This is a genomic window from Pseudomonas alliivorans (assembly GCF_017826695.1).
Classification (GTDB): domain Bacteria; phylum Pseudomonadota; class Gammaproteobacteria; order Pseudomonadales; family Pseudomonadaceae; genus Aquipseudomonas; species Aquipseudomonas alliivorans.
The window spans coordinates 324,567-348,759 of the sequence record NZ_JAFFZW010000006.1 but is presented as its reverse complement, the minus strand read 5'-3'; the positions used below and the strand labels follow the sequence as shown (position 1 = coordinate 348,759).

Sequence of the window (24,193 nt, the reverse complement as noted above, 5' to 3'; positions counted from 1 at the left end):
TATGCGCATGCGCGCGCTGGTTACTGTAGTAGGTCTGCTGTTGATGGCCTTGGCTGTCGAAGCGCTGGCCGCTACGCAAGTACGAAGTGTCCGCTTATGGCGAGCGCCGGACAACACTCGCTTGGTATTCGACCTTTCAGGACCTGTCCAGCACAGCGTATTTACCCTGACTTCACCTGACCGTCTGGTGATCGATATCAACGGTGCGACATTGGGCGGGCCGCTTAATGTGTCGACCGCCAATACGCCGATCACCAGCATGCGGTCTGCCCAGCGGACTGCAACCGACTTGCGCGTGGTCATCGACCTCAAAAAAGCCGTGACGCCGAAGAGCTTCACACTTGCGCCGAATCAGCAGTACGGCAACCGCCTTGTCGTGGACCTGTTCGACAACGCTGCCGACGCCAACCCTACGCCTGTGCCCACCATTGCAGACACCCCTGCGAACACTGCACCGGCGGTGCCGATCAGCCCGTCCAAGCCTGAGGTCAAGCTGACGCCTGTGCCCAATGGCAAGCGCGATATCGTGGTGGTGATCGACGCCGGTCATGGCGGCGAAGACCCGGGCGCGTCCGGCAGGGGCGGCGAGAAAGAGAAGAATGTGGTGCTGTCGATTGCACGGGAGCTGCAACGCCAGATCAATGCCGAGAAGGGTTACCGCGCCGAGCTGACGCGAACCGGCGACTACTTTATCCCATTGCGCAAACGCACCGAGATCGCCCGTGCCAAAGGGGCTGACCTGTTCGTTTCCATTCATGCCGACGCGGCACCTTCGACGGCGGCCTTTGGTGCATCGGTCTTCGCGCTGTCTGATCGCGGCGCGACATCCGAAACCGCGCGCTGGCTGGCGGACAGTGAAAACCGGTCCGACCTGATCGGTGGTGCCGGTGCCGTGAGTCTCGATGACAAGGACCGCATGCTCGCAGGCGTACTGCTCGACCTGTCCATGACGGCATCGCTGTCGTCGAGCCTGAACGTTGGCCAGAAAGTCCTGAGCAACATCGGTCGGGTCACCTCGCTGCACAAGTCCCGTGTCGAGCAGGCTGGCTTCATGGTGCTCAAGTCGCCGGACATCCCGTCGATCCTGGTGGAAACCGGCTTTATTTCCAACGCCAACGAAGCCAACAAACTGTCGTCGGCCTCGCATCAACAGGCGCTGGCGCGCTCGATCAACTCCGGCGTGAAGCAGTTCTTCCAGCAGAACCCGCCACAGGGCACTTACATTGCCTGGCTGCGTGATAACGGGAAGCTGGCCCAGGGCCCGCGCAACCATGTTGTACGTTCCGGCGAAACGCTGGCCATGCTGGCCGCGCGTTACGACATGAACATCGCCACATTGCGCAGCGCCAATGGCTTGAAAACCGATGAGTTGAAAATCGGCCAGGACCTGCGAATTCCAAGCGCCGAGGTTGCAACACAGCCATGAATGATGAAGCCGCCAGCAGCGATCTTCTGCTCGAAGGCGTCGAGCCGCAAATCGAACAGGCCATCCTGAACGCCGCTCGCATCGAGCTGCTCAGCCCGCGACTGGCTAACCAGATCGCTGCGGGTGAGGTGGTCGAGCGGCCCGCGTCGGTGATCAAGGAACTGCTGGAGAACAGCCTCGATTCCGGTGCGCGGCGTATCGATGTCGATGTCGAGCAGGCCGGTATCAAGCTGCTGAAAGTGCGCGACGATGGCAGCGGTATTTCCTCGGATGATCTGCCCCTGGCGCTGGCGCGCCATGCAACGAGCAAGATTCGCGATCTGGAAGACCTTGAGCGCGTGATGAGCCTGGGCTTTCGCGGTGAGGCCCTGGCATCGATCAGTTCGGTGGCGCGTCTTACCCTGACGTCCCGCACCCGCGACGCCGATCAGGCCTGGCAGGTCGAGACCGAAGGCCGTGACATGGCGCCCCGGGTGCAGCCTGCTGCGCACCCGGTTGGTACATCCGTCGAAGTGCGTGATCTGTTCTTCAACACGCCTGCCCGGCGCAAGTTTCTCAAGGCCGAAAAGACTGAATTCGATCATCTGCAGGAAGTGATCAAGCGCATGGCGCTGGCACGTTTCGACGTGGCCTTCCATTTGCGTCATAACGGCAAGACCATTCTCAGCCTGCACGAGGCCCATGACGACACCGCCAGAGCGCGTCGCGTGTCGGCCATCTGCGGCCCGGGCTTTCTCGAGCAGGCGCTGCCCATCGAGATCGAGCGCAACGGTCTGCATCTGTGGGGCTGGGTCGGGTTGCCGACGTTCTCTCGCAGCCAGGCAGACCTGCAGTACTTCTTCGTCAACGGCCGTGCAGTACGCGACAAGCTGGTTGCCCACGCCGTACGTCAGGCGTATCGCGACGTGCTGTTCAATGGTCGCCACCCGACCTTCGTGTTGTTTTTCGAGGTCGATCCGGCCGCTGTAGACGTCAACGTTCACCCGACCAAGCACGAGGTGCGCTTCCGTGATGGCCGCACCGTGCACGATTTTCTGTACGGCACGCTGCACCGTGCACTGGGTGATGTTCGTCCCGAAGATCAGTTGTCCGGCAGTGCGCCTGTGACGGCGGTTGTGCGTCCGACCGGCCCGGAAGCGGGCGAGTTTGGGCCGCAGGGCGAGATGCGTCTGGCCAATAACGTGCTCGAACAGCCGCAGGGCGAACCCTATGCACGTCCCGCCGGGTCGGGCTCGGGTGGCGGTTATCAGTATCAATATTCGCCGCGGCCTGCCTCGCCGGGCGCACCGGTTGCCGAAGTGCAAAGCGCCTACCGCGAGTTTTTCGCGCCGCTGCCGGGTGCAACGCCGACTTCGTTGCCTGAGTCACCTGCTGATATTCCCCCGTTGGGTTATGCGCTCGCGCAGCTCAAGGGCATCTATATCCTGGCTGAAAACGCCCACGGGCTGGTGCTGGTGGACATGCACGCCGCTCATGAACGGATCATGTACGAGCGCCTTAAAATTGCGATGGCCAACGAAGGCCTGAGCGGACAGCCGCTGCTGGTGCCCGAGTCCATTGCGGTCAGTCAGCGCGAAGCGGATTGTGCCGAAGAGCATCTGGCGACCTTCCAGCGTCTGGGTTTCGAGTTGCAGCGCCTGGGTCCGGAGACACTGGCCATCCGGCAGATTCCAGCGTTGCTCAAGCAGGCCGAGGCCAATCGGTTGGTCAGTGATGTGCTTGCAGATCTGATGGAATATGGCACCAGTGACCGGGTGCAGGCGCACATGAACGAACTGCTGGGCACCATGGCCTGTCATGGCGCGATCCGGGCCAACCGCCGTCTGGCGATCCCGGAAATGAACGGCTTGCTGCGCGACATGGAAAACACCGAACGCAGCGGGCAATGCAACCACGGTCGTCCTACCTGGACCCAGATGGGGCTCAACGATCTGGATAAATTATTCCTGCGCGGACAATGAATGAATGCTTTACCTCCGGCCATCTTTCTCATGGGGCCAACCGCAGCGGGCAAGACCGATCTTGCAATCGAACTCACCAAAGTCCTGCCGTGTGAGCTGATCAGCGTCGACTCGGCGCTGGTCTATCGCGACATGGACATCGGCACGGCCAAGCCGTCGAAGGCGCAACTGGCCGAATTTCCACACCGCCTGATCGACATACGCGACCCGTCGCAGAGCTATTCGGCGGCCGATTTTCGTACCGACGCACTGGCCGCCATGGCTGAAATCACCGCCCGGGGAAATATTCCTTTGCTGGTGGGCGGCACTATGTTGTATTTCAAGGCTCTATTGGACGGACTGGCGGATATGCCGGCGGCGGATGCGCAGGTTCGGGCACAGCTCGAAGCCGATGCTTTGGCCCACGGCTGGCAGTGGTTGCATGATCAATTGGCGGTGGTCGACCCGGTGTCGGCAGCACGTATTCACCCCAATGATCCGCAGCGATTGATCCGTGCGCTGGAGGTTTATCGCGTCAGCGGAACGAGCATGACCGCACACCGCGAGCAACAAACTGTGCAAAGTACCGAAGCAGCCGCATCGGGGCGTCAGCAATTGCCCTATACTGTTGCGAATCTTGCGATAGCTCCGGCTGATCGCAAGGTACTGCATGACCGCATCGCACTACGTTTTTTGCACATGCTGGACCAGGGGTTTCTGGACGAGGTACTGGCATTGCGCTCACGAGGCGACCTGCATTCAGGTCTGCCATCGATACGAGCCGTCGGTTATCGCCAGGTCTGGGATCACCTGGATGGAAAGCTGACACGGGATGAAATGCAAAAGCGCGGCATCATTGCAACGCGTCAACTGGCCAAACGGCAATTCACCTGGCTACGCAGCTGGGAAAATTTGCACTGGTTGGACAGCCTGGCCAGCGACAATCTGCCACGCGCCTTGAAATACCTGGGATCGGTCTCCATATTGGGCTGAGTCCTTGCAATAGCCGTCTATCCTTGGGGGGTGGCCGGTAAGCCAATCGAATTCGATTTATTATTTATTGATCCTTAAAGGAGTGCGGCACATGTCAAAAGGGCATTCGCTACAAGACCCTTACTTGAATACCTTGCGTAAAGAGAAGGTCGGGGTATCGATCTACCTGGTCAACGGTATCAAGCTGCAGGGCACGATCGAGTCTTTCGACCAGTTCGTCATTTTGCTGAAAAACACTGTCAGCCAGATGGTCTACAAACACGCTATTTCAACCGTCGTACCGGTTCGTCCGATTCGTCTGCCCAGCGCTACCGACGCTGACGGCGCCGATGCCGAGCCAGGTAACGCCTGATAGGAGTCTGCCTTGTTCTTTGAGCGCCACAGCGGTGGTGAACGTGCGATTCTCGTTCATCTGGATGGTCAGGACCCTGAGGCGCGCGAAGATCCGCAGGAGTTTCAGGAGCTGGCCCTGTCGGCTGGTGCCGATACCGTCGCGTTTATCAACGTGCCGCGTCATCGGCCATCTGCCAAATACCTGATCGGCTCTGGCAAGGTCGAGGAGCTTCGCGACCAGGTCAAGGCCGAACAGGCCGACATCGTGATCTTCAATCACACCCTCACGCCCAGTCAGGAACGTAACCTCGAACGTGTTTTCGAGTGTCGCGTGCTTGATCGCACCGGTCTGATTCTGGACATCTTCGCCCAACGCGCACGTACCCATGAAGGCAAGCTGCAGGTCGAACTGGCCCAGCTTGAACACATGAGTACCCGTCTGGTGCGGGGCTGGACTCACCTTGAGCGTCAGAAAGGTGGTATCGGCTTGCGTGGGCCGGGTGAAACCCAGCTCGAAACGGACCGTCGTCTGCTTCGGGTTCGTCTGCGCCAGATCAAGGGCCGGCTCGAGAAGGTTCGCAGTCAGCGTGATCAGGCCCGTCGCGGCCGTCGTCGCGCCGACATCCCTTCGGTTTCGCTGGTGGGTTACACCAACGCTGGCAAATCCACGCTGTTCAACGCCGTGACCGATTCCGACGTGTTTGCAGCCGATCAGCTGTTCGCCACGCTGGACCCGACGTTGCGTCGTCTGCAACTCGACGACCTGGGCCCCATCGTGCTGGCCGATACCGTGGGCTTCATTCGCCACCTGCCGCACAAACTGGTTGAAGCCTTCCGCGCCACGCTCGAAGAATCGAGCAACTCCGATTTACTGCTGCATGTGATCGACTCCCATGAGCCGGATCGCATGTCGCAGATCGAGCAGGTCATAGCTGTGCTCGGCGAGATCGGTGCCGAGGGCTTGCCGATACTTGAGGTCTATAACAAACTCGATCTGCTTGAAGGTGTGGAGCCTCAGATACAGCGTGATGCCGATGGCAAGCCGCAACGTGTCTGGGTGTCTGCCCGTGATGGTCGAGGGCTGGACCTGCTGAAGCAGGCCGTGGCCGAACTGCTGGGTGACGATTTGTTCGTCGGCACCCTGTGTCTGCCTCAGCGTCTCGCCCGGCTGCGCGCGCAGTTCTTCGAACTGGGTGCCGTGCAGAGCGAGACGCATGACGAGGAAGGCTCAAGTCTTCTGGCAGTGCGTATACCGCGCGTTGAACTCAATCGTCTGGTGACTCGCGAAGGATTGCAGCCGCTGGAGTTCATCGAGCAACACACTTTGCAATAAAAGCACGAGAAAGCCGTTGTACGGCTTTCGCGGGCATTCTGTAGCATGGGGCGGCGCGCCGATGGTGCGTCTTTGCTTTATCAGATGGAGAGCGCTATGGCTTGGAATGAGCCGGGTGGCAACTCGAATAATCAAGATCCCTGGGGTGGTAAACGCCGTGGCGGCGACCGCAAGGGGCCACCTGATCTCGACGAGGCCTTCCGTAAGCTGCAGGAAAGCCTGAACGGGCTGTTCGGCGGCGGTAAGAAACGCAGTGGTGATGGCGGCAGTGGCGGCAGTTCGGGCAAGGGCGGCGGCTTCGGTCTGCTCGGCATCGGTCTGGTCGTGCTCGTCGCTTTCTGGCTTTACAGCGCGATCTACGTTGTCGACGAACAGGAACAGGCAGTTGTACTGCGTTTCGGCCAGTACCACGAAACCGTGGGGCCGGGTCTGAACATCTATTTCCCGCCGTTCGATCGCAAGTACATGGAAAACGTGACTCGCGAGCGTGCCTACAGCAAGCAGGGCCAGATGCTCACCGAAGACGAGAACATCGTCGAAGTGCCGCTCACCGTGCAGTACAAGATCAGCAACCTTCAGGATTTCGTCCTGAACGTCGATCAGCCTGAGATCAGCCTGCAGCACGCCACCGAAAGTGCGCTGCGCCATGTAGTGGGATCCACGGCGATGGATCAGGTGCTGACCGAAGGCCGTGAACTGATGGCGAGCGAGATCAAGGAACGCCTGCAGCGTTTCCTCGACACTTACCGCACCGGTATCACCGTGACTCAGGTGAACGTGCAGAGCGCGGCGGCGCCGCGTGAAGTACAGGAAGCGTTCGATGACGTGATCCGTGCTCGTGAAGATGAGCAGCGTGCGCGCAATCAGGCGGAAAGCTACGCCAACGGTGTGATCCCGGAAGCCCGTGGTCAGGCCCAGCGTATTCTTGAAGACGCCAACGGTTATCGCGACGAAGTGGTTTCCCGCGCCAAGGGTGAGGCTGACCGCTTTACCAAGCTGGTCGCCGAATACCGCAAGGCACCTGAGGTGACCCGTCAGCGTCTGTATCTGGACACCATGCAGGAAGTCTTCAGCAATACCAGCAAGGTGCTCGTGACCGGTGACAAAGGTCAGAACAATCTGCTGTATCTGCCGCTCGACAAGATGATGGAAAACAGTCGCAGCGGTACCGGTAACACCCCGAGTGCCGGTAGTTCATCCGCGACTGGAACTGATGTCGGCGTGCGAGCGGTCGATACTCAGCAGCGCGATGTACGTACCAGGGAGAGTCGCTGATGAGCAATAAATCGCTGATCACCCTAATTGTTGGTGTGGTACTGGCAGTCATTGCCTGGAACAGCTTCTACATCGTGTCGCAGACCGAACGTGCAGTCCTGCTGCAATTCGGTCGTGTGGTGCAGGCTGATGTGCAGCCGGGCCTTCATGTGAAGGTTCCTTATGTGAACCAGGTGCGCAAGTTCGACGGCCGTCTGCTGACCCTCGATGCTCCGACCCAGCGTTTTCTGACGCTGGAGAAGAAAGCCGTGATGGTCGACGCCTACGCCAAGTGGCGCGTGAAGGATGCCGAGCGTTTCTATACGGCGACTTCCGGCCTGAAGCAGATTGCCGACGAGCGTCTGTCGCGTCGTCTGGAATCCGGTCTGCGCGACCAGTTCGGCAAGCGCACCCTGCACGAAGTTGTGTCGGGTGAGCGTGATGCACTGATGGCGGACATCACAGGTTCCCTGAACCGCATGGCCGAGAAAGAACTGGGTATCGAAGTGGTCGACGTTCGCGTCAAGGCCATCGACCTGCCCAAGGAAGTGAACCGCAGTGTTTTCGAGCGCATGAGCACCGAGCGTGAACGTGAAGCCCGCGAGCACCGTGCCAAGGGTAACGAGCTGGCTGAAGGCATCCGTGCCGACGCCGATCGTCAGCGTCGTGTACTGCTGGCTGAAGCCTATCGCGAGTCTGAAGAGGCGCGTGGTGATGGTGATGCCCAGGCGGCTGCGATCTACTCCAAGGCTTACGGTCAGGACCAGGAGTTCTACGCGTTCTACCGCAGCCTGCGTGCCTACCGTGAAAGCTTCGCGAACAAGAGCGACATGCTGGTGCTTGATCCGAACAGCGAGTTCTTCCGCTATCTGGAAAAAGCCAAGCCGTAATATCCGGGTGTAATAAATCACCCGCCGGGCGGCAAAACCGTCCGGTGGGGTGATCGTTCGGTAAAACGTGTGTATCATGCGGCAGCCGGGAAATTCCCGGCTTTTTTGCGTCTGCACGATTGATTGGCCGAAGCCCGCGTGGCGATCGGCAAGATTTTTCGAGGAAAGTGGTCTGCAAGGCCTGTCTCGGGTGTTTGTCGTGCCCGTCATACAGCGCACCACTTTCTGCTTTACTCAAGGCCGGCCTCATGGCTGGCCGCCCGGATCACAGGGGAATGGCGTAATGGCAACGGTTGACCGCTGGCTGCTACCAGATGGCATCGAAGAAGTACTGCCACCGGAAGCGGCGCGCATTGAAGTAGCGCGTCGTCAGGTGTTGGATCTGTTTCAGAGCTGGGGCTATGAGTTCGTCGTCACCCCGCATATCGAGTATCTGGAGTCTCTGCTGACTGGCGCGGGCTCGGATCTGGATCTGCGCACCTTCAAGGTCATCGATCCGCAATCGGGTCGGCAGATGGGCTTCCGTGCCGACATCACGCCGCAGGTTGCGCGAATCGATGCACACACCCTCAAGCGTGAAGGTCCAAGCCGCCTGTGCTACGCAGGCAGTGTCCTGCATGCCCAGCCGCGTGCGCTGTCCTCCTCGCGCAGCCCGATTCAGCTCGGTGCCGAATTGTATGGTGATGCAAGCCCGAGCAGTGACGTTGAAGTCATCAGCCTGATGCTCGCCATGCTGCAACTGGCCGATGTGCCGGATGTGCACATGGACCTGGGGCATGTCGGTATCTACCGTGGGCTGGCACGTGCCGCCGGCCTGTCGGGTGAAGTCGAGCAACAGTTGTTCGATGCGCTGCAGCGCAAGGCCATCGATGAAGTGATCGCCCTGACGGCCAATCTGCCGCAGGAGCTGGCTTCGATGCTGCGCGCCCTGGTCGACCTGTGCGGTGGCCACGAAGTGCTGGCCGCGGCCCGTGATCGTCTGGCTGGCGCGCCTGCTCCGGTGCTGGCTGCACTGGACGATCTGGTAAGCATTGCCGATCGCCTTGCTGCGCGATTCCCGCAACTGCCACTGTATTTCGACCTCGGCGAGCTTCGCGGTTATCACTACCATACGGGTGTTGTGTTCGCGGTGTTCGTGCCGGGCGTAGGGCAGTCGATTGCTCAGGGCGGTCGTTATGACGACATTGGTGCCGACTTTGGTCGTGCCCGTCCGGCGACCGGCTTTTCCACTGACCTGAAAACCCTGGTCACTCTGGGTCAGGCAGAAATCGTATTACCGTCCGGTGGTATATGGGTGCCGGACAGTACGGATGCGGCACTCTGGCAGCAGGTATGCCAGTTGCGCAGCGAAGGTCAGCGTGTGGTTCAGGCCTTGCCTGGGCAGCAGGTGAGCGCCGCGCGTGAAGCCGACTGTGACCGGCAATTGATTCAGCATGGCGAGCACTGGCAGGTCATGCCGCTGGCTTATTGAGTATTCCTGCCGGCCGCTGCCGGCACCTAGTTTGCGTGAATGAGGACGAGTGTTATGGGTAAGAATGTCGTAGTCCTGGGCACCCAATGGGGTGATGAGGGCAAAGGCAAGATCGTTGATCTGCTGACCGAACATGCTACCGCCGTTGTTCGTTATCAGGGTGGCCACAACGCGGGTCACACCCTGGTGATCGACGGTGAGAAGACCGTATTGCACCTGATTCCGTCCGGTGTACTGCGCGAAGGCGTGCAGTGCCTGATCGGCAACGGTGTGGTGGTTGCTCCCGACGCACTGCTGCGTGAAATCATCAAGCTGGAAGAGAAAGGCATTCCGGTGCGCGAGCGTCTGCGCATCAGCCCTTCCTGCCCGCTGATCCTGTCGTATCACGTTGCCCTGGATCAGGCGCGTGAGAAGGCCCGTGGCGAATTCAAGATCGGTACGACCGGTCGCGGTATCGGCCCGGCTTACGAAGACAAGGTCGCACGTCGCGGTCTGCGCATCGGCGACCTGTTCCACCGTGAGCGTTTCGCATCCAAGCTGGGCGAGTTGCTGGATTACCACAACTTCGTGCTGGTCAATTACTACAAAGAGCCTGCGATCGACTTCCAGAAGACACTCGACGAGTGCATGGAATACGCCGACATGCTTGAACCGCTGATGCTCGACGTCACCGCCACGCTGCATGAGATGCGTCGCGACGGCAAGGACATCATGTTTGAAGGCGCTCAGGGTTCGCTGCTGGACATCGACCACGGCACCTACCCGTACGTCACCAGCTCCAACACCACCGCTGGCGGCATCGCCACCGGTTCGGGTTTCGGTCCGATGTACCTGGATTACATTCTGGGCATCACCAAGGCTTACACCACTCGCGTCGGTTCGGGTCCTTTCCCGACCGAACTGTTCGATGACGTTGGCGCGTTCCTGGCCAAGCGTGGCCACGAGTTCGGTGCGACCACCGGCCGTGCCCGTCGTTGCGGCTGGTTTGACGCCGTCATCCTGCGTCGCGCTATCGAAATCAACAGCATCTCGGGCCTGTGCCTGACCAAGCTGGACGTGCTCGACGGTCTTGAAACCATCAACATCTGTGTGGGTTACAAGAACGAAAACGGCGCCGTGATCGATGCACCGACCGATGCCGACAGCTATCTGGGTCTGGAGCCGGTCTATGAGCAGATGCCAGGCTGGAGCGAATCCACGCTGGGTGCTCAGACGCTGGAGCAGTTGCCAGCCAACGCGCGCGCTTACATCAAGCGTGTCGAAGAACTGGTAGGCGCGCCTATCGATATCATCTCGACGGGTCCTGACCGCAACGAAACCATCGTTCTGCGTCACCCGTTCGCGTGATGCCTCGCTAGCTGCAAAAAGAAGGGCCGCCATGTGCGGCCCTTTTTTGTCCGCTTCGTTCCAGAAGAGAGCCTGCGCGTCCGGTACTGCTTTGCAAACAAAATGTGAATTGCATCACGGCACGGCGCTTGCTATAGAAACGACAAATTAGTGCCACTATTTTAATGGCGCTCAAGGTGGAGGGATTCTCCTGTGTCGGCTGTGTTATCTCTGTTACGAAGTCGTTTGTTGCGCCCAGTCTTTATTGCGCTGGGCATTGCCCTTTTGGTGCAGGTGGTGGTTGCGGTTGCGCTCACCCGGAGCACGATCGCCGCGCTTGAAACGGATCTTGCCAATCGGCTTGGGGTAGATTCGCAACATGTATCGTCCGAGCTGGAACGCGCGAGTAGCGAGGTGACATCCAGTCTGGACGCACTCTCGGCCAGTACGCGTCAGAGGCTCAGTGGCGGCCTGTCCACACGGCTGAAACAAGAGCAGGCGCAACTGCGTACCACGCTGGAAAAAGACCTCAGGGAATCCGCTACCGACATGGCCGAACTGCTGGCCGCCGTCGCACCGCGTGCCATGTGGGATAACGATACGCCGACGCTGTCCGAGTTTGCCCGTCGTGCCCAACGTAATCCCAACGTGCTGTTCGTGGTGTACGACGATGCAGCGGGCGAGCACCTGACGCGGTACATGAATCGTGACAATCCCCTGGTCAAGGCGCTTCTCGCCAAAGGTGAGGGTGAGCGGGCCATGGACAAAATCCTCAACGCCGCGAAAAACGATCCATCGGTTTATTACGTCGAAGCCTCCATCAGTCCCAATGGTGTCGAAATCGGCAAGGTTCGCATGGGCGTTTCCACGGCATCGGTCGAAGAGAACCTGGCCGCGCTGGATAAGCGTTTCGCGACCTTGATCACCAGTGGTGAGCAGTTGGTCTCCGAGAGTCTGGCAGGCGCTTCCAAGGACAGTTCGGCAGCGTTGCGCACTCGCCTGGAGTCAGCGCAGTCGGCCGCGACGGCAATGGCCAGCAATACTCGCTCCGCCGTTCGGGAAGCGGCTGAGACACTGCGCTGGGATATCGGCCTGGGGCTGGCGCTGATCGGTCTGGCGGTGTTGCTGTTGCTGGGCGTTGTGCTTGGGCGTCGGGTGGTCAACAAATTGCACCTTCTGATCGCTGCGCTCAATGATCTGGCAGCGGGCGAAGGCGATCTGACGCGTCGCGTGAAGCTCGACAGCAATGACGAAATCGGCGACATGTCGGCCGCGGTCAACCGGTTCATCGACAAGCTTCAGCCCATCGTCCGCGAGGCGGGTGAGGTCGCTCAACTGACCGGTGTCGAGATTGGCGCAATGAGTCAGCGAAATGCCGGTGCGGACGCCGCAGCAGCCCTACAGCGTGACGAAGTGGCGGCCAGTCTGCAGGCGTTGGCGCAAATGGCCGATGAGGCTCAGGCCGAAAGCCAGGCCATGCAGGAGGCATTGCGTCAGGTCATCGATATCAAACAGGCAACCGACGAGAATACCCGCACTTCAAATCAGGTCGGCGGCTTGATCGAGGCATTGGCCGGCCAGGTCGAAACCGGTTCGCAAGTGATCGAGCGTCTGGCGCAGCAAAGTCAACAGATCGAGGTGGTGCTGGAAGTTATTCATGGCATTGCCGAACAAACCAATTTGCTGGCGTTGAACGCCGCCATTGAAGCGGCTCGCGCAGGTGAGACCGGCAGGGGCTTTGCCGTGGTGGCTGACGAGGTGCGTGCGCTGGCCAGCAAGACACAGAGCTCGACCGGCGATATCCAGGAGCACATCACCAAATTGCAGGCCGGTGCCAAAGAGGCTGTGGCGACTATCGGTCTGGCCGGGCGACAGGCGAAAGAGGGTCTGGCAGTTCTGCGTGACAGTGCGCGACTTCAGCAGACTGTGCAGACGTCGGTGGAGCAGGTTCATGCTGCTATCGGACTGGCCACGCGTGCCGCTGAGCACCAGGCGCAGGGCGCACAGGCGGTGAGAGGGCGTGTAGAAGTGATTCATGCTCAGGCCGAAAAAGCGGCTCAGGCTGTTGTCGAGACGACGGCGAGTGGCCGGACACTGGATACATTGTCGGCGCGATTGAAGGCGAGCCTTGGGCAGTTCCGGGCTTGATATCAGGTGGTGCTTGATGGTGTGCAGCCTGCCCTGTAGTGGTTGCACCTAGTGGTTCTGTTAGTAGAGCCTAAGTCGTTTATACAGGTTAATGCTCCCTAGGCGCCCTCAGGAAGAGACAGCGACCCTACGGAGATAGACATGACTACTAGAAGGCCGAGAAGAACGAAAGCGCCCTACACGCTTGCTCCTGTACCGTATATACCTTTTATCGGGGAGCCTCCGAATTATCATTTCGCAGGACGGATTAATTACATAGTTGACCTCCCACCGGGAGAAGCGCCTGCGGGGCTATCGCCTCAGACGCTAACGTATAACCTGGCTGGCGGGCCCTTGCCGGTCAGTGTTACCAACGGGCAATTGAATAATCACGTGTTCTTCAACTCCGGAGATATTGTCCGGGTTGAGCTGAGGGAAAGCGATACGTCGCAAGTGGTATGGCAGACCGAGTTCACGGCGAATTTCGTACGCAGACTTGGTATGGTTTACAACCAAAAGCCCAACTATCGGACATTCTATGTACCGCTCGATACGATCAAGTCCTGCGTAGGGAAGTCGATTTCTCTGGTCTGCACAGCGCAGTTGGGTCTTGGCAAGGTTCGGAGGTCTGTAGAGGCGCGAACGTTCGTAAAAGGCCTGCCTGCATCGGTTGATAACACGGCGGAAAAGGGCAATCAGAAAGATGTTGTCCTGCCCGATCCGATCGTCCTGGAAGCTATCGGTGATGTCATTGACCCTGACCATATCAGTGTCAGAGGCGAGTTGAAGTACATCACCGTGGCCATCGACTATCCGATGGAAGTGGGCGACGTCGTGAAATTGTCCATGACCGGCCGGGATGTGGATCAAAACGAGGTCGAGTTCGCCGACAAGGAGCGCCCGATCAGTGAGTCCAATCTCTCGCGACGTCCGTTGACCATCACGTTTTCCGACGCTCAGATCAAACCTCTGGTCAATGGCTTGATCCTGCTTTCTTACAAGGTCGGGAGAGGCGGTGTCTGGCAGAGCTCTGCCGTGCGAACAATCAGTGTCGGACCGAGTCTGTCAGGGCTGCCGCCGTTCATTAATGAGGTCAAGGATGGGCGGTTGAATCCGGACCTTATTCTGCAGTCGATTAATGTGCATATACCGTCTGCAGGGACGCGGGTGGGAGACAGGGTCGTAGTGTATTGGAACGACAGCTCGAGAAAGCGTCCTTTTACTGACAAGGCCACGGTGACCCAGCTCAATGTGGACGGTGACCTGTCGTTTGATATCTATGTCGATGAGGTGATCGATTTCAATCGAGGAAAGATGGTCTCGGTGTTCTACACCATCGAACGAGAGTCCGCGGAAGCGAAAGCGTCTTACCGGTCAGGCGACTACCGTTTTTTTGTGGGGAGCGAGCAGGAGCAGCGCGCAGCGAGTTCAGTGGTGCCAGCCTCTCCCAGGGTCCGCGGGATCAGTGACGGGGTCATGGCTTCGGCAGAGGCTGGTGCAAGTATCACGGTTCCCTTTTCCGGCACCAATGAGGGCGATAGTGTGACTGCGTTCTGGCAGTTGGAGGGTGAAGCTGCCGTGTCGATTGGAACCGTTCGGGTCGATGGCGCCAATGTGGACTCTGATCTCGAGTTTGCGGTGCCTGCTCAGGCTGCAAAGAGCGCGCTCAATAAGAACGTCACGGTGTACTACGTCATTACCCGCCAATGGCTTGAGGGCCGGGAGCAAAAGCTCAGGTCGAAGGAAGTGCTCTTTCGTGTGGGCGCTCCCATTCTTTCCGGGCCGCCTCCCGCGCCGGTCATCGCTCATCTGGAGGATGATTTCATTGACCCCATGGACGTGACGAGCGGAGAAACCGTGACTGTAAAGCCTTATCCATCAATCGCAGTGGGCGATCGGGTCAAGCTTTGCTGGATTGGCATGGCGGGCAGAGGTACACCGGACTTGCCGGAACAAACCGTTGTCGATGTGACGATTCCCCTGGTCTTCACTATTTCTGCCGATGTGATCGGCTGGAACATGGGGGCGGAAGTCTGGGTTTATTACCAGGTTGTGCGTCAAGGTGTGGCCAAGCCTGTGGAGTCCGACATCGCGGTCTTCGAAGTGGACGTCCTGGGTGAGGATCATTTGCCGGTGCCGTCGATTGATCAGGCCTCAGGTAACTTGCTCGATCTCTCTGCACTGAGCGAGGAAGTCAGAGTGTCGCTCAAAAAATGGCCTTTCATGCAGCCGCGTCAGAGGGTGTGGCTCCAGCTGGAAGGCATGACCAAAGACGACATGCCATGGTCGGTGCTGGTATGGGCGGGTCGGCTTGTGACCACTCGCGAAGCCTCTCAGGGAATGAGCGCAAGAGTGACTCGCTCAAGATTCGATAGCGTCAAGGACGGCAGTCTTATCAAGGTGCATGCCAAGGTGACCTACGATGGTGACTTCCGCGACAAGTATGCTGACTCGTTTCCGGTGCTGACATTGACTGTCAGGCAGCTTGCACCGGTGGCCTCTGTCGGTCTGGGTGTCTCTCCTGCTGAAGTGTATCTGGTTGCTTCTTACCTGCCGGAGAGCAATACCCCGGTTGGCGGAACGTTTGCCCTCAACCCGTTTGGGGGTGTCCGGCCTTATCGATTTGAGTCCGATGATGCAGGTGTGGCTGAAGTGAATGATCAGGGGGTCGTCAAGGCGGTCAGCAATGGAGAAGCCGCCGTCTCGGTCCATGACGCTGACGGCGCGCAGGTCTCGGTGACCTTTTATGTCGAAGGCTTTCCCGACGTGTATTTGCTGGAGTGTGACCGCTACGAAGTGTGCGAAACGAAGGCAAAAGAGGACGGGGAAGCGTTAGCGACGCTTAGCGAGCTTCGGCGTGTCTGCAAGGATCCGGAAAACCCGCTGGATTTCAGCGAAATGTCGCGTGTCGTTTTCTGGACCCGTGATACGGATGAGTCGGAAACGTATCGTACGCTCTATCTGCCGCTGGAAGACCTGGAGCGTAAGGTCCCCAGGGAGATCGCAAAATTCATGACGGCGTACGGGGCCATGATTGTGCTGCAGGCACAGTATGAGTACGGGGAGGAAGAGGAGGGCGGGGAAGAAGCATGACCGGTGAGGCTGAGAGGATGCAGGGGAATCTCGCATAAGCACGGAATCGATACCCTGAAAGTAAAAAACCGAGCCATTGGCTCGGTTTTTTGAATTGGTGCCCAGAAGAAGACTCGAACTTCCACGACCTTGCGGTCACCAGCACCTGAAGCTGGCGTGTCTACCAATTTCACCATCTGGGCAGTATCAGCGACGCTTGCGTTGCCGATGGGGCGAACTATACGGCTATCGTTTTATTCTGTAAACCCCTGTTTTGATTTAATAATCAAAACCCTGGAATGCAAAAACCCGCTTTCGCAGGTTCTTGTGAGGCATCAACCTGTTGTAGGCTATTGCCTTGAATTGGTGCCCAGAAGAAGACTCGAACTTCCACGACCTTGCGGTCACCAGCACCTGAAGCTGGCGTGTCTACCAATTTCACCATCTGGGCAGCATCTTGAGGCCTTGACCTGTCGATGGCGCGCACTATACGGAGCGTCTTTTGGGCTGTAAAGCCCATCGACGAAAAAAACTCCAAAAATTTCGTCAGCGGCGTGAATCGGGTCTTTCAGGGCGGTTTCAAGCGTTTTCAGTGAGGTGATTTAGCGTGAAATTTCCCGTTTCATAAGGTCTATGCCAAACTAACCCCTATATATACAAGGTGAAAACTATCTAATGGCCGATTGGCAGTCCCTCGATCCCGAGGCCGCTCGTGAAGCGGAAAAATACGAAAACCCTATTCCCAGCCGTGAGCTGATCCTTCAGCACCTTGCCGAGCGCGGCTCGCCAGCGAGTCGTGAGCAACTGGTCGAAGAATTCGGCCTGGTCACTGAGGATCAATTCGAGGCTCTGCGCCGTCGCCTTCGTGCGATGGAGCGCGACGCGCAACTGATCTACACACGTCGTGGCACCTATGCGCCAGTGGACAAGCTCGACTTGATCCTCGGCCGCATCTCTGGCCATCGCGACGGTTTCGGCTTTCTGGTCCCCGATGATGGTTCCGATGACCTGTTCATGAGCCCGGCGCAGATGCGTCTGGTGTTCGACGGCGACCGTGCGCTGGCACGCGTTTCCGGTCTGGACCGTCGCGGGCGTCGTGAAGGCGTGATCGTCGAAGTCATTTCCCGCGGTCACGAATCCATCGTGGGTCGTTACTTCGAAGAGAGCGGCATCGGTTTCGTGATTCCGGACAACCCGAAAATCCAGCAGGAAGTGCTGGTGACGCCGGGCCGCAACAACGGCGCGAAGATCGGCCAGTTCGTCGAGGTGAAAATCACCCACTGGCCGACGCCGCGCTTCCAGCCGCAAGGCGATGTGGTTGAAGTGGTCGGCAACTACATGGCGCCGGGCATGGAAATCGATGTCGCGCTGCGCACCTATGACATTCCTCACGTATGGCCTGAAGCCGTGCTTAAGGAAGCGGCGAAACTCAAGCCGGAAGTCGAGGACAAGGACAAGGAACACCGCGTCGACCTTCGTCATCTGCCGTTCGTGACCATCGACGGTGAAGACGCACGCGACTTCGACGATGCGGTCTATTGCGAAGCGAAACCTGGCAAGCTGCGTCTGTTCTCCGGCGGCTGGAAGCTCTACGTGGCGATTGCCGACGTATCGAGCTACGTGAAGATCGGCTCGGCGCTGGACGCCGAATCCCAGGTGCGCGGCAACTCGGTGTACTTCCCCGAGCGTGTTGTGCCGATGCTGCCTGAGCAGTTGTCCAACGGCCTGTGCTCGCTGAACCCGCATGTCGATCGTCTGGCCATGGTCTGCGAGATGACCATCTCCAAGACCGGCGAGATGACGGATTACGTGTTCTACGAAGCCGTCATCCATTCCCATGCGCGCCTGACCTACAACAAGGTCAGCACGATCCTCGAGCAGCCGAAAACGGCGGAGGCCAAGAGCCTGCGCGGTGAATACGGCGATGTGGTTCCGCATCTCAAGCAGCTTTATGCGCTGTACAAAGTGCTGCTGGGTGCGCGTCATGTGCGTGGTGCCATCGACTTCGAAACGCAGGAAACCCGGATCATCTTCGGTTCCGAGCGCAAGATTGCCGAGATCCGCCCGACCACGCGCAACGATGCTCACAAGCTGATCGAGGAGTGCATGCTGGCGGCCAACGTTGCCACGGCTGAATTCCTGAAGAAGCACGAAATTCCTGCGCTGTATCGCGTGCACGATGGCCCTCCGCCCGAGCGTCTGGAAAAGCTCCGTGCTTTTCTGGGTGAGCTGGGTCTGTCGTTGCACAAAGGCAAGGACGGTCCAACGCCAAAGGACTATCAAGCGCTGCTTGAAACCGTTCGTGATCGTCCGGACTACCACCTGATCCAGACCGTGATGCTGCGTTCGTTGAGTCAGGCTGTGTATAGCTCGGACAACAACGGCCACTTCGGTCTGAACTACGAAGCGTATACGCACTTCACCTCGCCGATCCGTCGTTATCCGGACCTGTTGACTCACCGTGCGATCCGCAGCGTGATCCGCTCCAAACAGGATACGCCGCACGTGCGTCGTGCCGGTGCTGCAACCATTCCGAAAGCGCGCATCTATCCATACGATGAAGCGTTGCTGGAGCAAATGGGCGAGCAGTGCTCGATGAGCGAACGCCGTGCCGATGAAGCTACCCGCGACGTGGTGAACTGGCTCAAGTGCGAGTACATGAAGGACCGCGTAGGCGAGTCGTTCCCGGGCGTTATCACTGCCGTTACCGGTTTTGGTCTGTTCGTCGAGCTGACCGATATCTATGTCGAAGGTCTGGTGCACGTCACCGCACTGCCGGGCGACTACTACCACTTCGATCCGCTGCATCACCGCCTTGCCGGCGAACGCACCGGGCGTAATTTCCGCCTGGGCGACACGGTTGAAGTGAAGGTCATGCGTGTCGATCTGGATGAACGCAAGATCGACTTCGAAATATCCGAGAAGTCTGCCGCGACCACTTCTTCGCCGGGCCGCAAGCGCCGAGGTCAGGAAGCCGCAACGCCTGCTGCTGCCGAAAAGGAAAAGGCTCCCGCCAAGTCCGGACGTCGTACAGCGGCTACCAAAGAGGCACCGGTCGAGGCTTATCGCCCGAGCGATGCGGCGGCGAAAAACGCAGAAGTGCGCAAAAGCCGTGAAATGAAAAAAGCCCTTCTGGCTGAAGCGAAGGGTGGTAGCAAGGCGTCGTCGGGAAAGTCTGAAAGGCCTGCGTCGGGCTCCGCGCCGGCTTCAGGCAAAACCAGTAAACATCGTAAAGGTGGCTCGTCGAAAACGGGCTCCGCGTCATCGTCCAAAAGCGGTAGCGTTCGTAAACCCAAGGCCAAGTCATGAGTCAGCTGGAAAAAATCTACGGCGTGCATGCCGTGGAAGCGTTGCTTCGTCATCACCCGAAGCGGGTCAAACACATCTGGCTCGCGGAGGGTCGCAGCGATCCTCGCGTTCAGGTGCTGGTCGAGCTGGCAGGTCAGAATCGCGTCACCATTGGCCAGGCCGAACGCCGTGAAATGGATGCCTGGGTTGAAGGCGTGCATCAGGGGGTTGTTGCCGATGTCAGTCCGAGCCAGGTCTGGGGCGAGGCGATGCTCGATGAGCTGCTGGACCGCACCGAAGGCCCGCCTTTGTTGCTCGTACTCGACGGCGTGACCGATCCGCACAACCTCGGTGCCTGCCTGCGTACCGCCGATGCAGCAGGTGCGCTTGCGGTTATCGTTCCCAAGGACAAGTCTGCAACGCTGACGCCGGCTGTACGAAAAGTGGCCTGTGGCGCAGCAGAAGTGATCCCGCTGGTGGCTGTGACCAATCTGGCGCGTACGCTGGAAAAACTGCAGCAACGCGGCCTGTGGGTTGTAGGTACGGCGGGGGAGGCTGAGCAGGAGTTGTATCAGCAGGACCTGACCGGCCCGACGATCATCATCATGGGTGCCGAAGGCAAGGGCATGCGTCGCCTGACCCGCGAGCATTGCGATTATCTGGTGCGCCTGCCCATGGCCGGTAGCGTCAGCAGTCTCAACGTCTCGGTTGCTACCGGCGTCTGCCTGTTCGAAGCGCTGCGCCAGCGCAGTGCGAAGGCGACTGGCAAGAAAGGCTGATCGTCAGCGTTCGATCGTCCCGCGCCTCGCGTGGGGCGATCATTCTTCAGTGTTGGTGTGTCTGCTCAAATAATCACCAATTGCCTTGCGCCCCTCACGACCCTTCTCTACAATTGCGCCCCTTGCTGTCATGGCGGGCGCGCATGTGCCTGTTCCTGAGCAAGACCAACAGTGTCATTCACTCCTTGTCTGACCGCTTTCGGCGGCAGGCTACAACCCGTAAGGAGCATTCATGCGTCATTACGAAATTATCTTTTTGGTCCACCCGGATCAAAGCGAGCAAGTCGGCGGCATGGTAGAGCGTTACACCAAGCTGATCGAAGAAGACGGCGGCAAAATCCACCGTCTGGAAGATTGGGGCCGTCGTCAACTGGCTTACGCAATCAACAATGTTCACAAGGCTCACTACGTGATGCTGAACGTTGAGTGCTCTGGCAAGGCTCTGGCCGAGCTGGAAGACAACTTCCGTTACAACGATGCTGTGATCCGTAACCTGGTCATCCGTCGCGACGAAGCCGTAACTGGCCAGTCCGAGATGCTCAAGGCTGAAGAAAACCGCAGTGAGCGCCGTGAGCGTCGTGACCGTCCTGAGCACTCCGACAGCGCCGATGGCGATGACGGCGACAACAGCGACGTTAGCGATAACGCTGACGAGTAATCCACGGACCTTTTGAGGAGCCAATTACATGGCACGTTTCTTCCGTCGTCGTAAATTCTGCCGCTTCACCGCTGAAGACGTCAAAGAGATCGATTACAAAGATCTCAACACTCTGAAAGCCTACGTATCCGAGACCGGCAAAATCGTTCCAAGCCGTATCACTGGTACCAAAGCACGTTATCAGCGTCAGCTGGCCACCGCTATCAAGCGCGCCCGCTTCCTGGCCCTGCTGGCCTACACCGACAGCCACGGCCGCTGAGACCAGGTAGTCGACAAAACGTAACAAGGGATAGAAAGCATGCGTGCCCTGGCTGAATTCATCATGCGCGGCCGTATGCAGGCCACTCTCGTAGTGGCTGGATGTGCGGCATTGCCGCTGTTTTTCTGGTTGAGTGCTGCCGCAGGTTGCCTTGTGCTTCTGCGGCGCGGGTTCAGTGATGCCGTTGGTGTCCTGTCCTGGGCTCTGCTGCCGGCTTTGGTCTGGTGGTATTTCGGCGAACCACGTGTAGCCATGGTGCTGGCTGGTTCGCTGAGCTTGGCAATGGTGTTGCGTGCCAGCGAGTCCTGGGTCCGCGTGCTGCTGGTCAGCGTAGCGTTGGGTGTGGTGTACGCAGTGGTACTGGGTGCGGTTTTTGGCGAACCCATTGAAGCGATGTCGCAGGAGTTGCAGAAACACCTGCCGGCGATGCTCTCTGGGCTCTACGAGCAAATGAACGTAGAAGAACGCGCGCGTCTGGGATCACTGATTGCCCCCGTCCTGATTGGCCTGATAGCGGCCTTGCTGCAAATCGTCAGTGTGCTGAGCCTGATTCTTGGGCGCTACTGGCAAGCGTTGTTGTACAACCCTGGTGGTTTCGGGCGTGAATTTCGCGCCGTGAGACTCCCGCTGATGCCGTCGTTGGTGCTGTTGGTGTGCATGCTGGTGGGGCCGAATTTTGGTCCGCAGATGGCAATGCTTACACCGCTCTGCAGCGTACCGCTGGTATTTGCAGGGCTGGCATTGATACACGGGCTGGTCGCTGAAAAGCGCCTGTCCAGGTTCTGGCTGGTGGGGATGTACATAACGCTGCTGGTATTCATGCAACTGATCTATCCGTTGCTCGTGGTAATTGCCATTGTCGACAGCCTGATTGATTTTCGCGGTCGCCGGGTATCGAAAGATTCCGGCAATGGTCCTGCGAACGGTGAAGGTTAAAAGTTAAGAGGATTTCCACATGCAACTGATCCTTCTGGAAAAAGTCGCCAACCTGGGCAACCTGGGCGACAAAGTAAATGTTAAGGCCGGTTACGGTCGTAACTACCTGCTGCCTTACGGCAAAGCCACCGCTGCAACCGCTGCCAACCTGGCTGCGTTTGAAGAGCGTCGTGCCGAGCTGGAAAAACTGGCCGCAGACAAGAAAGCATCTGCCGAAACTCGCGCTGCCCAACTGGCTGAGCTGGAAGTGACTATCACTGCCACCGCCGGCGACGAAGGCAAGCTGTTCGGTTCGATCGGCACCCACGACATCGCTGATGCACTGACCGCCTCTGGCGTTGAAGTTGCAAAAAGCGAAGTTCGTCTGCCGAACGGCACTATCCGCAACGTTGGCGAATTCGACGTAGCCGTGCACCTGCACAGCGACGTAGAAGCGACCGTACGCGTTGTCGTAGTGGCTGCTTAAGCAGTACGTAATCGTCTGGCGGCATTGCCGTCAGAGGATTAACATCGGGCACGATCCTGTTCACAGGTCGTGCCCTTTGTCTTTGTGGCATCCCTATTCTGTAAACCTCGAATTCAAGTGGCCATGAACGAAATCTCCAGCCCTGAGCAATACGATCTGCAAACCGCTGCCCTCAAGGTGCCGCCACATTCCATCGAGGCCGAACAGGCTGTGCTCGGTGGTCTGATGCTGGATAACAACGCCTGGGAGCGGGTGCTCGATCAAGTTTCGGATGGCGATTTCTATCGACATGATCACCGCCTGATCTTCCGGGCCATTGCGCGCCTGGCCGACCAGAACAGCCCGATCGACGTGGTGACGCTGGCCGAGCAACTGGACAAGGAAGGGCAGACCTCGCAGGTCGGCGGCCTTGGCTACCTCAGTGAGCTGGCAAAGAACACGCCATCGGTTGCCAACATCAAGGCTTATGCGCAAATCGTTCGTGCACGGGCGACCTTGCGGCAATTGATCGGCATCAGCACCGAAATTGCCGATAGCGCATTCAATCCCGAAGGCCGCACCGCCGAAGAGATTCTTGACGAGGCCGAACGGCAGATCTTCCAGATTGCCGAAGCGCGGCCCAAGACCGGCGGTCCGGTCAGCGTCAATGACCTGCTGACCAAGGCCATCGACCGTATCGATACGCTGTTCAACAGTGATAACGCGATTACCGGCCTGTCCACCGGTTATACCGATCTGGATGAAAAGACCAGCGGCTTGCAACCGGCCGACCTGATCATCGTCGCCGGTCGTCCGTCGATGGGTAAGACCACCTTTGCGATGAACCTCGTCGAAAACGCCGTGTTGCGCAGTGACAAGGTCGTACTGGTCTACTCCCTCGAGATGCCAGGCGAATCGCTTATCATGCGTATGCTGTCGTCGCTGGGCCGTATCGACCAGACCAAGGTGCGTGCCGGTCAACTGGATGACGATGACTGGCCGCGCCTGACGTCGGCCGTCAACCTGCTCAATGACCGCAAACTGTTCATCGATGACACGGCCGGCATCAGCCCGTCGGAAATGCGCGCCCGTACCCGCCGAGTGGTGCGTGAGCATGGCGACGTGGCCATGATCATGATCGACTACCTGCAGTTGATGCAGATTCCGGGTTCGAGCGGTGACAACCGTACCAACGAGATTTCCGAAATTTCCCGCTCGTTGAAAGCGCTGGCCAAGGAATTCAACTGTCCGGTCATTGCCCTGTCGCAGCTCAACCGGTCCCTGGAACAGCGCCCCAACAAGCGCCCGATCAACTCCGACCTCCGGGAATCCGGAGCGATCGAGCAGGACGCCGACGTCATCATGTTCGTGTACCGGGACGAGGTGTATCACCCGGAGACCGAGCACAAGGGCATCGCCGAGATCATCATCGGTAAGCAGCGTAACGGCCCCATCGGCACCACGCGTCTGGCGTTCATCGGCAAATACACCCGCTTCGAAAACCTTGCGCCGGGCAGTTACAACTTCGACGACGATTGATGGTTCGATCGTTCCGGTGCTTCTGCGTGATAACGCCGCCCGAGACGCGCCGCATCCCGATTCGCGAATATCATGGCGTTGCACCGCTCCACTCAATTCCGACCACCGCAGTCGGACTTGATCA

The 24,193-nt window shown here is 58.7% G+C and carries 18 protein-coding genes and 2 tRNA genes; 18 read left to right on the top strand and 2 right to left on the bottom strand.

Translation table 11 applies throughout. The features are described 5' to 3' along the window. Position 1: 1 nt before the first annotated feature. The 11 genes from JTJ32_RS17925 to JTJ32_RS17875 all read left to right on the top strand — a co-directional run bounded on the left by JTJ32_RS17925 (position 2) and on the right by JTJ32_RS17875 (position 16,186). The gene (locus JTJ32_RS17925) at positions 2 to 1,426 is read left to right on the top strand and encodes an N-acetylmuramoyl-L-alanine amidase (protein ID WP_099229514.1); all 1,425 of its coding nucleotides are present in this window, start codon (positions 2 to 4) and stop codon (positions 1,424 to 1,426) included. Positions 1,427 to 1,488: 62 nt separating this feature from the next. Beyond that, complete coding sequence (gene mutL, locus JTJ32_RS17920; RefSeq protein WP_180274407.1) at positions 1,489 to 3,387, top strand: DNA mismatch repair endonuclease MutL; 1,899 nt, start codon at positions 1,489 to 1,491, stop codon at positions 3,385 to 3,387. Further along, complete coding sequence (miaA, locus tag JTJ32_RS17915; RefSeq protein ID WP_210042828.1) at positions 3,388 to 4,359, top strand: tRNA (adenosine(37)-N6)-dimethylallyltransferase MiaA; 972 nt, start codon at positions 3,388 to 3,390, stop codon at positions 4,357 to 4,359. Positions 4,360 to 4,450: 91 nt separating this feature from the next. Then, on the top strand, positions 4,451 to 4,711 hold the full coding sequence (gene hfq / locus JTJ32_RS17910) for an RNA chaperone Hfq (RefSeq protein ID WP_002551819.1): 261 nt from the start codon (positions 4,451 to 4,453) through the stop codon (positions 4,709 to 4,711). Between the two features lie 12 nt (positions 4,712 to 4,723). Beyond that, positions 4,724 to 6,025: a ribosome rescue GTPase HflX gene (hflX, locus tag JTJ32_RS17905; RefSeq protein WP_099229516.1), complete on the top strand. Its 1,302-nt coding sequence runs from the start codon at positions 4,724 to 4,726 to the stop codon at positions 6,023 to 6,025. 96 nt (positions 6,026 to 6,121) lie between these two features. Beyond that, entirely contained in the window at positions 6,122 to 7,300 is a 1,179-nt protein-coding gene (gene hflK, locus JTJ32_RS17900; protein WP_099229517.1) for an FtsH protease activity modulator HflK, read from the top strand. After that, positions 7,300 to 8,169, top strand: coding sequence for a protease modulator HflC (gene hflC, locus JTJ32_RS17895; RefSeq protein WP_004883571.1), 870 nt, complete (start codon positions 7,300 to 7,302; stop codon positions 8,167 to 8,169). Before hflK ends, hflC begins: the two co-directional genes overlap by 1 nt. A 283-nt stretch (positions 8,170 to 8,452) precedes the next feature. Beyond that, positions 8,453 to 9,640 (top strand): ATP phosphoribosyltransferase regulatory subunit, encoded by a 1,188-nt coding sequence (locus JTJ32_RS17890; protein WP_210042826.1) that lies wholly within the window; start codon positions 8,453 to 8,455, stop codon positions 9,638 to 9,640. Positions 9,641 to 9,694: 54 nt separating this feature from the next. Next, positions 9,695 to 10,987, top strand: a complete 1,293-nt coding sequence (locus JTJ32_RS17885) for an adenylosuccinate synthase (protein WP_025996901.1) — start codon at positions 9,695 to 9,697, stop codon at positions 10,985 to 10,987. 192 nt (positions 10,988 to 11,179) lie between these two features. Beyond that, on the top strand, positions 11,180 to 13,114 hold the full coding sequence (locus JTJ32_RS17880) for a methyl-accepting chemotaxis protein (protein ID WP_210042825.1): 1,935 nt from the start codon (positions 11,180 to 11,182) through the stop codon (positions 13,112 to 13,114). Positions 13,115 to 13,447: 333 nt separating this feature from the next. Beyond that, the gene (locus JTJ32_RS17875; protein ID WP_210042824.1) at positions 13,448 to 16,186 is read left to right on the top strand and encodes a hypothetical protein; all 2,739 of its coding nucleotides are present in this window, start codon (positions 13,448 to 13,450) and stop codon (positions 16,184 to 16,186) included. A 95-nt stretch (positions 16,187 to 16,281) separates the two neighbouring features. Here the strand turns inward: JTJ32_RS17875 and JTJ32_RS17870 are convergent. Then, positions 16,282 to 16,368: transfer RNA gene (locus JTJ32_RS17870), tRNA-Leu, on the bottom strand. 161 nt (positions 16,369 to 16,529) lie between these two features. Further along, positions 16,530 to 16,616: transfer RNA gene (locus JTJ32_RS17865), tRNA-Leu, on the bottom strand. Positions 16,617 to 16,840: 224 nt separating this feature from the next. Between JTJ32_RS17865 and rnr the strand changes: the two genes are divergently transcribed. The 7 genes from rnr to dnaB all read left to right on the top strand — a co-directional run bounded on the left by rnr (position 16,841) and on the right by dnaB (position 24,069). Then, entirely contained in the window at positions 16,841 to 19,474 is a 2,634-nt protein-coding gene (rnr, locus tag JTJ32_RS17860; protein ID WP_210042823.1) for a ribonuclease R, read from the top strand. Continuing rightward, entirely contained in the window at positions 19,471 to 20,232 is a 762-nt protein-coding gene (rlmB, locus tag JTJ32_RS17855) for a 23S rRNA (guanosine(2251)-2'-O)-methyltransferase RlmB (protein WP_004883581.1), read from the top strand. Before rnr ends, rlmB begins: the two co-directional genes overlap by 4 nt. A 232-nt stretch (positions 20,233 to 20,464) precedes the next feature. Next, positions 20,465 to 20,890: a 30S ribosomal protein S6 gene (gene rpsF, locus JTJ32_RS17850; protein WP_004883583.1), complete on the top strand. Its 426-nt coding sequence runs from the start codon at positions 20,465 to 20,467 to the stop codon at positions 20,888 to 20,890. Between the two features lie 28 nt (positions 20,891 to 20,918). Next, a complete protein-coding gene (gene rpsR, locus JTJ32_RS17845; RefSeq protein WP_002551829.1) occupies positions 20,919 to 21,149 on the top strand; it encodes a 30S ribosomal protein S18 in 231 nt (76 codons plus the stop codon). Between the two features lie 39 nt (positions 21,150 to 21,188). After that, entirely contained in the window at positions 21,189 to 22,085 is an 897-nt protein-coding gene (locus JTJ32_RS17840; RefSeq protein WP_210042822.1) for a YybS family protein, read from the top strand. A gap of 19 nt (positions 22,086 to 22,104) precedes the next feature. Continuing rightward, a complete protein-coding gene (gene rplI / locus JTJ32_RS17835; RefSeq protein WP_004883587.1) occupies positions 22,105 to 22,551 on the top strand; it encodes a 50S ribosomal protein L9 in 447 nt (148 codons plus the stop codon). 123 nt (positions 22,552 to 22,674) lie between these two features. Continuing rightward, positions 22,675 to 24,069, top strand: a complete 1,395-nt coding sequence (gene dnaB / locus JTJ32_RS17830; protein WP_024685845.1) for a replicative DNA helicase — start codon at positions 22,675 to 22,677, stop codon at positions 24,067 to 24,069. Positions 24,070 to 24,193 lie beyond the last annotated feature (124 nt).